Raw genomic sequence first — 9,435 nt, 5'->3', positions numbered from 1 at the left:
TGTGGTGTAAACAACGCAACGTTTTCCTACACCTGATAAAACTCTCAGGCCGTCTGAAAACACAGCTGTGCGGTTTGAGTTGTCTGCTTGATATATCAGTTTCATAAAAAGCAAGATATTAAGCAAATTACGTTAAAATAATGCCTTCTGAGTTAATGACATCATTTGCTCAAAAGGCATTATTTTTTATAACACGACACGAAATGTAGGAAAACTTATGCACTCATCCATACAAAGCCGGTTTGCCCCAATTTTATACGTCTTGATTTTCTTTGCCGGATTTTTGGCAGCACAAGTTTGGTTTAATCAGCAAGCCTATTTGACCAACCTTCCCCTTTTGGTCACTGCCATTTCTGCCGTTGCATTTGTTTGGTTGATTTGGGCTGTCGTCTCTGCGCGATCCAAAGCAAAAAGCAAGATGTTGCATCGTGAGCAGCTGATTCAAAAAGAAAGCATTCATCCTGTTTTGCATGCGACGTTGCAGCGTTCTGACGGTCAAACGGATTTATTGGTTTTGATTGTCCGCAATAGCGGTAAGGGCTTGGCGAAGAATGTGCGTTTTGAGGTAGAGTCTTTGCCGGATCACTTGCCGAGCAAGCTGGTCGCCGATGCGGTTATGCGCTTGGAGATGTTTTCCGGCGGTGTGGATATGCTGGCATCGGGCGAATTGTATGGCGGCGTGTTTGCAAGCATGTTGGCGCTGGCTGCCGAATTGCCGGACCAGACATTTGGCGGCGTGTTGAAACTGAAGGCCACTTATGAAAATGCCTTTGGCGATCAATGCACTTCTGAAAGCATTTTGGATTTGAGCATACTGAATTTCAATTTGTCAGAAATTAAATCCAGTGGCGAGCAAAAGCCCCGCAAGAAATTGTTGTATTGATATTTAAAATATGCAGGCCGTCTGAAACCGAAATACTTGTTTTCAGACGGCCTGTTGTTATTTTTCAAATGATTTTTGAAGAAAAAGAGGCGTATCGGGTATAATAATCAAAGAATTTGAAACGGATTGTCAGGATCGGCAAGCCGTCTCATCATTGTCGTATTTCAAAACCTTACTGATATTTTTTCAATAATCTGTTGCTATGTATCGGAACTTTTTCTGATGTTGGCACTGGCGAAATATTCCTTCAGCCATTTACTCTCAGGAAGCTGCTTATGTTAGTGTGTAATCCTTATGAAGTTGTGATCCATGGTACGACCAGCAAAGGCAAGATTTTCCGACCAAGCGACTGGGCGGAGCGCCTGTGCGGTATTTTGTCTTCCTTTACTAAAGACAACCGCCTTTCCTATTCTAATTGGGTGCGCCCGATTTTGGTGGACAATGTCCGTTGTGTGGCGGTCGATAAAAAGTTGGAAGAAGACAATCCGCAAATGTTCCGTTTCTTGATGGACTTTGCGGCGGATAATGATTTGCGCGTGATTGACTGCAAAGCCTTGCTTAAAGAACAAGAGAGCAAACAGCAGGGCGAAGTGCCGGTCGAGCGCGTTTTGTTGGCGCAGGCGATTGAAGAAAAACATGCCGCCGAGCGTGCGGAAGCGGCCAATGCGCAGCCTGAGCCTCAAGCTGCCGCACCAGTGGTCGGCGTATTGCGCGAAATTCCGCCGGAAGAAACTGCAACTGCTTTTGCGGCCTTGAGTATTCTGCGTTCATCGTTGACCGATATTCACCGTTTTGTCGAACAAATCAACGAGCATCAGCGCAAAACCGGCTACCGTCTGCTGGGTATTTTTGAAGAAGGCAAACAAAATGCCGTAGCCGTATGCGGTTTCCATACTGCACATAACTTGGCCAGCGGTTACCATATCCATATTGATGATCTCGTAACCATGCCGCAATGCCGCCAAAAAGGCTATGCTTCTCGCTTGTTGGAAGAAGTACGTAAAATCGGTGCGGAAACCGGCGCGACCAAAATCCATCTGAATGTCCATGTGAATCATGACCGTGCCGATGCCCATCGTCTCTACTTCAAAAACGGATTTGAAATCTGCGCTTACCATTTCCGTTGCGACCCGAAATAATTTTTGTAGAAAGAGGGAATTCAATGTTGAAGATTTTGACTGCGGCTGTTTTGACACTGAGTTTGGCAGCCTGCGCATCAGGCAGCGGAGGCAGCTCGCAAATGTATGGTGAGATTAAGGCTGGTGTAGAAACCAGCCATCAACGTTGAGACATACAATGACAAGGCCGTCTGAAATAGGTTTTCCTGTTTCAGACGGCCTTTTTGCAGCTTGATTAGAGGGTCGTGGAGGTGTCGTCAGTGGCAACAGTCCGATGCAGGCGATACCAATTGTACAGGCGTAAGATGCACAAGAAAGCGATGATGGGCATACAGGCCGCGGTAACCAGATAACGCGGGTTGCTGAAGTTTAAAACGTTGTGACCGGAAAGCAGCGACAAAGCGGCATGCAACCATTCCCATAAAGACGAAATGCTGAATGCCAAAACAGCCAACAGGCCGAGGGTTCGGAAAATACCGATGGGCAGGATTTGTTGGCGTAATACAGCGCGGTTGAGTTGGAACAAAACAATCAAACCGAAGCCGATGATGCAGACCATGCCGCCGTTGGCGACGATTTGCAGGCTGTTGAAGGCAATGTCGGGTGTGACGGAAATGGTACCAGATTGGTTGGAGGCGGTTTGTTGCAAATTTAAGCCTTGCATGACATTGAGTACGAAACCGTAGATTAGGTCGGCCAAAACGATGCCGATGGGTAGCGGAGTCAAAAAACGTTTCATGGATCAGTTGAGTATTCTATTAGTATGAGGGAGGCCGTCTGAAAATCAAAAATGACGACGTGAGAGTGTATTGTATCCGATAGAAAAGTAGGTTAATGCAAAAATAAATTTAGTTTAAGTCAGAAAATCATGTAATTTTACGCCAACATTATTGCATTGAGAGTACAATCTTTTTCATTATCAAACGTGGAATCAACAGGAAAGGACGTTTACATGAGCGAATTGCAACGTGATTTAACCCGTATCAGTCACAATACCAAAATTGTCGCCACATTGGGTCCGGGCAGCAACAATGTGCAATTGTTGGAAGACATGATCCGTGTCGGCGGTCTGAATGTCATCCGTTTTAACTTCAGCCACGGTACCCCTGAGTTCCATGAAGAAAACGCCCTCATCGTGCGCGAAGCCGCGAAACGTGCAGGTCAGGAAGTGGCTATTCTTGCCGACTTGCAAGGCCCGAAAATCCGTGTCGGCAAAATTGCCGGCGGCAGCATCGAGCTGAATAAAGATGAAACCTTAATTTTGGATGCCGCGCTTGAAGGCGAAGGCACACGCGAAGCGGTGGGTTTGGACTACCGTGATTTGCCGAATGACGTCGTTGCCGGTGATGTTTTGTGGCTGGATGACGGCCTGTTGACCTTGACTGTTGAGGCGGTTGAAGGAAGTAGGATTATTACAAGAGTTGAAAACAGCCATGTGCTGAAAAGTAATAAAGGTATCAATAAACGCGGTGGCGGCCTGTCTGCCGGTGCGTTGACCGAAAAAGACTTCCGTGACCTGAAAACGGCGATTGCCATCGGTTGCGACTACTTGGCCATCAGCTTTGTGAAATCTGCTGAAGATCTGCACATCGCACGCGCCAAAGTCGAGGAAGAAATGAAAGGCAGTACAGCCGTACGTCCCGGTTTGGTTTCCAAAATCGAGCGCGTAGAAGCCATTGAAAATCTAGACGAAATCATCCTCGCCAGCGACGGTATTATGGTTGCCCGCGGCGACTTGGCAGTGGAAGTCGGTCATGCCGCCGTTCCTGCCCTGCAAAAACGCATGATCCGCCGCGCCCGTGAGTTGCGCCGCTTCAGCATTACCGCGACCCAAATGATGGAATCCATGATTACGAATCCCGTACCGACCCGTGCCGAAGTGAGCGACGTGGCCAATGCGGTATTGGACGGTACCGATGCGGTAATGTGTTCCGCTGAAACTGCGGTGGGTGCGTATCCGTTTGAAACGGTCAGCCAAATGGCGGTTATTTGTGCGGCGGCCGAAAAAGAGCAGGACTCCCTCAATGGCGTTATCGAGCCAGTTGAATTCCAAGATCCTCTCAGCACCAACTTGGCGATTGCCCGCGGCGCGGTTACCGTAGCGCGCGCAGTTCACGCCAAAGCGATTGTCGCCCTGACCGAAAGCGGCTCAACCGCCTTCGAAATCAGCCGCCACAACATCACTTTGCCGATTTTCGCCCTGACCCCGAGCATTTCCGCACAACGCCGCATGGCGATGTATCGCGGCGTGCGTTCGATGATTTTGGCGACCAGTACCGACCACGATACTGCGCTGAACGAAGTGGAAGCTGTGTTGATCGAACACCAAATTCTGTGTTCTGGCGACCAATACATCATTACCAGCGGCTCGAAAATGCGTGAATCCGGTTCGACCAACACATTGGAAGTGCTGCAAGTCAAATAATCGAATCAATGTTTTACTAAGTGGAAAAGCAGGCTGCCTTCAGCCTGCTTTTTTGTATTTTGGATATTTGTTATGTAAAAAACCGGTATTATGTAGCAGTTGCACAAAGATTTAACCGATTAAAAACCTTAAAATCCCTATTGAAATTTTCCGTGTCTTATGACAACAAAGTATTGCTCATCGGCGGTGAAACAGAAGGCGGCAAAGCGTTAACATCTGTTCAAACAATGAGCTATGACGGCAAACAATTAAAAGTAGAATAATCTTCTTTTATTCCAAAGAAAAAGGCTTAACCCACTGAAGGTTAAGCCTTTTTTATTAGGTGTTAGTATGAAAAAAGATTGCCACGATGAATAAAAAAGTGCGGTTAAAAAAGAAGATGAATTTCAACCGCACTTAAATTTAATAAAACACCAAGATTTTCTAAGCAAATATGGTCTCTATTTTTATTAAAAATAAACCTTAGGCAGGCTTTTTAGTTTTTCTTTTAGGCTTAATTTTCACGCCGTTCTTTTTCGCCCATGCTTTTAATTTCTTCAAGAAAACCTCTCCCATTGGACGTGGATTACCTGAGAATAAAGTATTTAACCCGTTATTTTTGATAATTTGATGACGCAACGCTAAACGTTCTTCATGATTTTCAGCCAAACGAATAGCGCGCTCAATATATTCATCAATCGTATTTGCAATCAGCCAATCCGGCAAACCTAAACGACGGAATAAACCTTCATCAATGTGTTCGTGTACTTCCGCTCCGGTTTTACAGATACCTACCAATCCCATGGTGACCATATCAATAATGCCATTAGTATTGCCGAACGGAAGTGGATTTAACATCATGTCACAATCCTTAATGAGGCCAAGATATTCTTGGTAAGGCGTTTGCTGATGTGCCGTCGCATCATCTCCTAAATACGATTTAATAAAACGAGCTACATATGGATGCGTAATACCATATGATTGTCCCAGCATAAAATGAAAATGTATTTTCACCGCTGCTTTATCTCTGATAATCCTTAATATTTCCAAGAAATACGGATTTAATTTCATCGTAGTCGCTGCAATACCAATATTGATAACTGCCGGATTCTCACGTAACACATATTCCACATTGGTCGGTGCAAAGGCTGATGGAACATAAGGCAACGCATCTTTTGGAAGACGTAAAAGAGTCTCACTAAAACAATCTTCAGAGCCAACATAATCATCTTCAACCACAACATATTCAATGAAGTCAGAATATGTTGTTGCCGGATGACCTAACGCAATGGCTTGAATTGGCGCAACACGGGTATTGCTGAGGAAGATAGATAACAAATCCATACCAATAGACGGCATATATAAGATTGCAGCTTGATTTTTTTCACAAATATCACGAACAAGCCCCATTCTACTATATATATGATCGTCATGAGGAGATAAAACGAACTCATCAAAAACAGCTCGTCCCTGTTCATCGATTCGCTCACTCCCAATACCAATTAAATAAAAATGTTCACGCGCAGCAATCATGGATGTTGAGTGAGTTCGGTAAATAGAGTGTGCCATGTTGAAATGTTCCAAGATAACAACCATTACCGGTTTTCCATCTCGATAACCAATTTGAGAAACATCAAGATCTTTCCAGCCACATAAGAAATGATTTCGGCGAATCACTGTGTTTAAGGCTTTTTTTACATCATGTTTATTTGGTGCAACATCATAGCTGCAATGCATATACACATCATGACAAATACTATTAGGTACAGAATTTAAATCAGATAATGTGGCAAGCTTTTCAGGGAACCATTGTAAAATCGCAGCGCGCTTTGAAAACGCAGCAGGCGTACCAATAAAGCGCCCTGATTGCAATGCAAAGCAAAGTGAAGCACAAACATCAGGCGCAATATTCCACAGCATATCTAAATTAAGATTTAGGTTAGACTCCGGAAAATACATAATGCAAAACTTCACTAAGGAGTCGCGATTAGACTCAAGCTCAACTTCCAAAGAGCCAGGAACCGGATTTTTGTTATAAACCTGTAAGATATGATCAGCATTAATATAACTTGAGCTTGCAAAAATCATCGCCATCCAACGTTGGAATGAGAAAAAACGCTGCATACCGATATCTGAAATGGTAAGTTCTTGATCAGTAAATAGTTTTGTAATGACATTCGCCATTCTGTGGCAAAAATAGACGACAAGATCCATATCAAGCGTTTCCGCTTGATATTGTTCAGGATAAGAAAACTCAATCTGACCTAAAAGCCCAAAATTGTCATCTAGCTCAGTTAAAATAGCTAATAAAATGCTACAAGCTCGTTCATAGTCTTTTTGTTCTACCGCTTGTTCTAACAATTCAATATTCGGCGAAATCACCTCAGCTTGTTCAGCAGTGGCTTTTTTATTCATCCTAGCTCCTATAGCTAATTACGTGTTAAATGATTATGTATTAATACGTTTAAGTGTATCCCTACTTCATGAATAACCTTTTCAAACGATGACGTCAGACTATCAATCCGAATAGAGGTAATATTTGGATACCATAAATTGTTTCCACTTCCATATCCCCAACGCCAATCGCCAATAAAAGGCAAAAGTAACAATGTTTTCACTCCTAAAGCACCGGCCAAATGCGCAACTGATGTATCCACCGTCACAAGATAATCTAAATTAACTAAATAAGTAGCTGTTTCCCATAAGGTTTTTGCATTTTTGGCTAAATTTGGAATCTGATATTCAGCTAATAATTTTTTTTCTTCAAGATTGCATTCTTTCTGTAAGCAATACCAATTAGCCCCTTCTATATCAAATAAGAGTCTTAAAAGTTCAGGTTGGTGAATAGAACGAAAAGCATCATTTTCATGGGTGGGATTTCCTCGCCAAACAATCCCAATATTCAATTTATCAGGCATTTGTGAAATTTTCTTTTTTGCATTATCAATACTTTGCTGATCGATAAAAAGATAAGGATGACGCTTCACAATTTGATAAAAAGGAAGATCAATATATGCCATGATATCATGTGGAAAACTCCAATAATCAAAACTATCATCCAGCTCAAGATCGATCTTTTTACTATCAATCACGACATCAATATCCAGATGACTCTTCAATAATTTCACAACGGGAGTTTGTGCAATGAGTGTGATTTTTCTTACATTAAGTTGTTTTTTTAGTGCATAAGCTAATTGAGCAAACATCAACTCATCACCCAGACCGAATTCAGTCCAAATAACAAAATGTTTTCCCAATAAATTTTGCCCTTGCCATTTTTTTATTTGATGTACAGCTTTAGGGGGAGTTTTGGTTCTACGTGCATCAGACACCAAAGGTTGGCGCATTTTAAAACCTTTGCAATAATCTCCAGCCGTGATAACAGACAATGCCTTATATATTTCAATACCTTGATGATTAAAGCGTTGTTGAAAAGAAGCCCAACTTGCTTCAACCCCTTCAACTAATCCTAAGGTTTGATAAATATTGCAACGGTACATAATAGGCTCTATGGCAAAGGGAGATAATATTTCCATTTTATCAATCCATTGCAGTGCCATATCAAATGCTCTAGTTTCTAAAAAATAAGAAAGTTCTTGTTCATATACCTCATAGCTTTTATTCTGAACCACTTTCGAAAGTATTAAGATTGGGATCTCATCCGAAGAGGGAAAGATTTCTACAAACTCAGCCACTCTTTTCTTGAATTTATCAAATTGGAGATGACACTTTTTCGGCATTACAATAATACCGTTATTCTTCAAAACCCTCAGACAGCAAATAAAACTGCTGTAATTAAGACTGTAAGTTTCATCAACCAAAATAATATCGAAATGATTGGAAGGCAGCCCATGTAATTGATGAGGCTCTCCCATTTCCGGCGTCCAGTTTATTTTGTTTAAATTGGCTATGTAATTTTTATCAAAATTACTCAAAAAAGTAGGATCGCATAACAAAAGTGCGGTCATTTTTTCAGTAGTTTCAAAAGAAGTTTGTGTATTTTCCATAAGAAAAACCTGATAAAAATCGTGAGAGCTTACACTCTCACGATTTTATTTAGATTAGCGTTTACAATTAGCTATTGATTACCATTTGTAACCAACACCTGCCGCAACGCCTTTTTCGCCACTGCTGCTTGCTGCCATATTCAATTTGATAACAACTTTTCCGTTATCCGATGCGCGTGAGTAGCCCACAGCAACGGAAGCTGCACCACCTTGAGAACCTACAGCAGCACTAATCATTGAGTCACCGGCAGTATAAACTTGAGGCAATGCTGTTACTGCCATTGCATTAGCAGCGTAACCACGCATTTCCTTGTTCATCTTATCTACACGGTTGTTTAACTCATTGATCTTAGCCGGACTTCCTGCGACCTGATCTAATGCACGATTCAACTGACCTACAGTTGCGGCATCAGAATCTTTAACACCATCTCCCACATTGTGGATTTGGTTACCGCCCATATCAACGTTTGTACCGTTTTCAACTTTAACAGTATGACCAGCGCCACCTAAGGTTGCATTTTTCGCAGTCAAGTTGCTCGCAACTACAGTTCCTGCAGTCACTTTAGTTACGTTAATGTCATTAGTTAATGCTACAGTGATATTGCCACCAGTTTGACTGATCTTAATATTATCGCCTGCTTTAAATCTAACAACATTATTTGCTGCGTTGATGGTGGTTTCTGTTCCAGGTTCAGTCTGTAAAGTCCAACCTTTATCAACAGCTTGAAGCGCTTTTGACACTTTGCCATCAATGCCATTTGCTGTAGTCAATGCATTAGCTGCATCTGTTGCCGCTTTACCGGCTTTGGTATCTGCCGCTACTGCTTTAGCATCTGCCGCTACAGCTTTATCGTCTGCTGCTTTCGCTGCATCTTTAGCTTCGCCTGCTTTCGCTAATGCATCTGCTGCATCTGTTGCCGCTTTACCGGCTTTGGTATCTGCCGCTACTGCTTTAGCATCTGCTGCTTGAGCTGCTTCTGCTGCTTTACCTGCTTTGGTATCAGCTGCTACCGCTTTAGCATC

General features: G+C 42.7%; 9 protein-coding genes. 5 read left to right on the top strand and 4 right to left on the bottom strand.

Annotated features, from left to right (window positions below; genetic code table 11):
- The first annotated feature begins 217 nt into the window (after nucleotides 1–217).
- The 3 genes from HMPREF2872_RS00480 (at nucleotide 218) to HMPREF2872_RS11910 (ending at nucleotide 2,171) form a co-directional block, all read left to right on the top strand.
- A complete protein-coding gene (locus HMPREF2872_RS00480) occupies nucleotides 218–883 on the top strand; it encodes a COG1361 family protein (protein WP_049350906.1) in 666 nt (221 codons plus the stop codon).
- A gap of 275 nt (nucleotides 884–1,158) precedes the next feature.
- Entirely contained in the window at nucleotides 1,159–2,022 is an 864-nt protein-coding gene (locus HMPREF2872_RS00475) for a GNAT family N-acetyltransferase (RefSeq protein WP_049331270.1), read from the top strand.
- Nucleotides 2,023–2,045: 23 nt separating this feature from the next.
- Nucleotides 2,046–2,171, top strand: coding sequence for a hypothetical protein (locus HMPREF2872_RS11910; RefSeq protein WP_003684698.1), 126 nt, complete (start codon nucleotides 2,046–2,048; stop codon nucleotides 2,169–2,171).
- A 65-nt stretch (nucleotides 2,172–2,236) separates the two neighbouring features.
- On the opposite strand, the gene HMPREF2872_RS00470 is transcribed toward HMPREF2872_RS11910, so the two are convergent.
- Entirely contained in the window at nucleotides 2,237–2,740 is a 504-nt protein-coding gene (locus tag HMPREF2872_RS00470) for a hypothetical protein (protein WP_003684697.1), read from the bottom strand.
- A 213-nt stretch (nucleotides 2,741–2,953) separates the two neighbouring features.
- On the opposite strand from HMPREF2872_RS00470, the gene pyk reads away from it, so the two are divergent.
- Both pyk and HMPREF2872_RS11825 read left to right on the top strand, forming a co-directional pair.
- Nucleotides 2,954–4,426, top strand: coding sequence for a pyruvate kinase (pyk, locus tag HMPREF2872_RS00465; protein WP_070630407.1), 1,473 nt, complete (start codon nucleotides 2,954–2,956; stop codon nucleotides 4,424–4,426).
- A gap of 20 nt (nucleotides 4,427–4,446) precedes the next feature.
- Nucleotides 4,447–4,689: a hypothetical protein gene (locus HMPREF2872_RS11825; protein ID WP_003684687.1), complete on the top strand. Its 243-nt coding sequence runs from the start codon at nucleotides 4,447–4,449 to the stop codon at nucleotides 4,687–4,689.
- A 199-nt stretch (nucleotides 4,690–4,888) separates the two neighbouring features.
- Here HMPREF2872_RS11825 and HMPREF2872_RS00455 read toward each other — a convergent pair whose 3' ends face one another.
- From HMPREF2872_RS00455 to HMPREF2872_RS00445, 3 genes are all read right to left on the bottom strand, one after another.
- Complete coding sequence (locus HMPREF2872_RS00455) at nucleotides 4,889–6,820, bottom strand: UDP-glucose:protein N-beta-glucosyltransferase (RefSeq protein ID WP_003684688.1); 1,932 nt, start codon at nucleotides 6,818–6,820, stop codon at nucleotides 4,889–4,891.
- A gap of 14 nt (nucleotides 6,821–6,834) precedes the next feature.
- On the bottom strand, nucleotides 6,835–8,412 hold the full coding sequence (locus HMPREF2872_RS00450) for a glycosyltransferase family protein (protein WP_003684686.1): 1,578 nt from the start codon (nucleotides 8,410–8,412) through the stop codon (nucleotides 6,835–6,837).
- A 78-nt stretch (nucleotides 8,413–8,490) separates the two neighbouring features.
- The coding region (locus HMPREF2872_RS00445) for a YadA family autotransporter adhesin (protein WP_070630404.1) at nucleotides 8,491–9,435 on the bottom strand (945 nt) is incomplete at its 5' end.

The sequence above is a fragment of the Neisseria sp. HMSC069H12 genome (genome assembly GCF_001812735.1).
Lineage (GTDB): Bacteria > Pseudomonadota > Gammaproteobacteria > Burkholderiales > Neisseriaceae > Neisseria > Neisseria subflava.
Note: the sequence above shows the minus strand (reverse complement) of the source record. Positions and strands in the feature narration are given on the sequence as shown.

Coding starts and splice junctions, on each gene's coding strand:
- HMPREF2872_RS00450 (WP_003684686.1), bottom strand. CDS start 8,412: ATGGAAAATACACAAACTTCTTTTGAAACTACTGAAAAAATGACCGCA.
- HMPREF2872_RS00470 (WP_003684697.1), bottom strand. CDS start 2,740: ATGAAACGTTTTTTGACTCCGCTACCCATCGGCATCGTTTTGGCCGAC.
- pyk (WP_070630407.1), top strand. CDS start 2,954: ATGAGCGAATTGCAACGTGATTTAACCCGTATCAGTCACAATACCAAA.
- HMPREF2872_RS00480 (WP_049350906.1), top strand. CDS start 218: ATGCACTCATCCATACAAAGCCGGTTTGCCCCAATTTTATACGTCTTG.
- HMPREF2872_RS00475 (WP_049331270.1), top strand. CDS start 1,159: ATGTTAGTGTGTAATCCTTATGAAGTTGTGATCCATGGTACGACCAGC.
- HMPREF2872_RS11910 (WP_003684698.1), top strand. CDS start 2,046: ATGTTGAAGATTTTGACTGCGGCTGTTTTGACACTGAGTTTGGCAGCC.
- HMPREF2872_RS00455 (WP_003684688.1), bottom strand. CDS start 6,820: ATGAATAAAAAAGCCACTGCTGAACAAGCTGAGGTGATTTCGCCGAAT.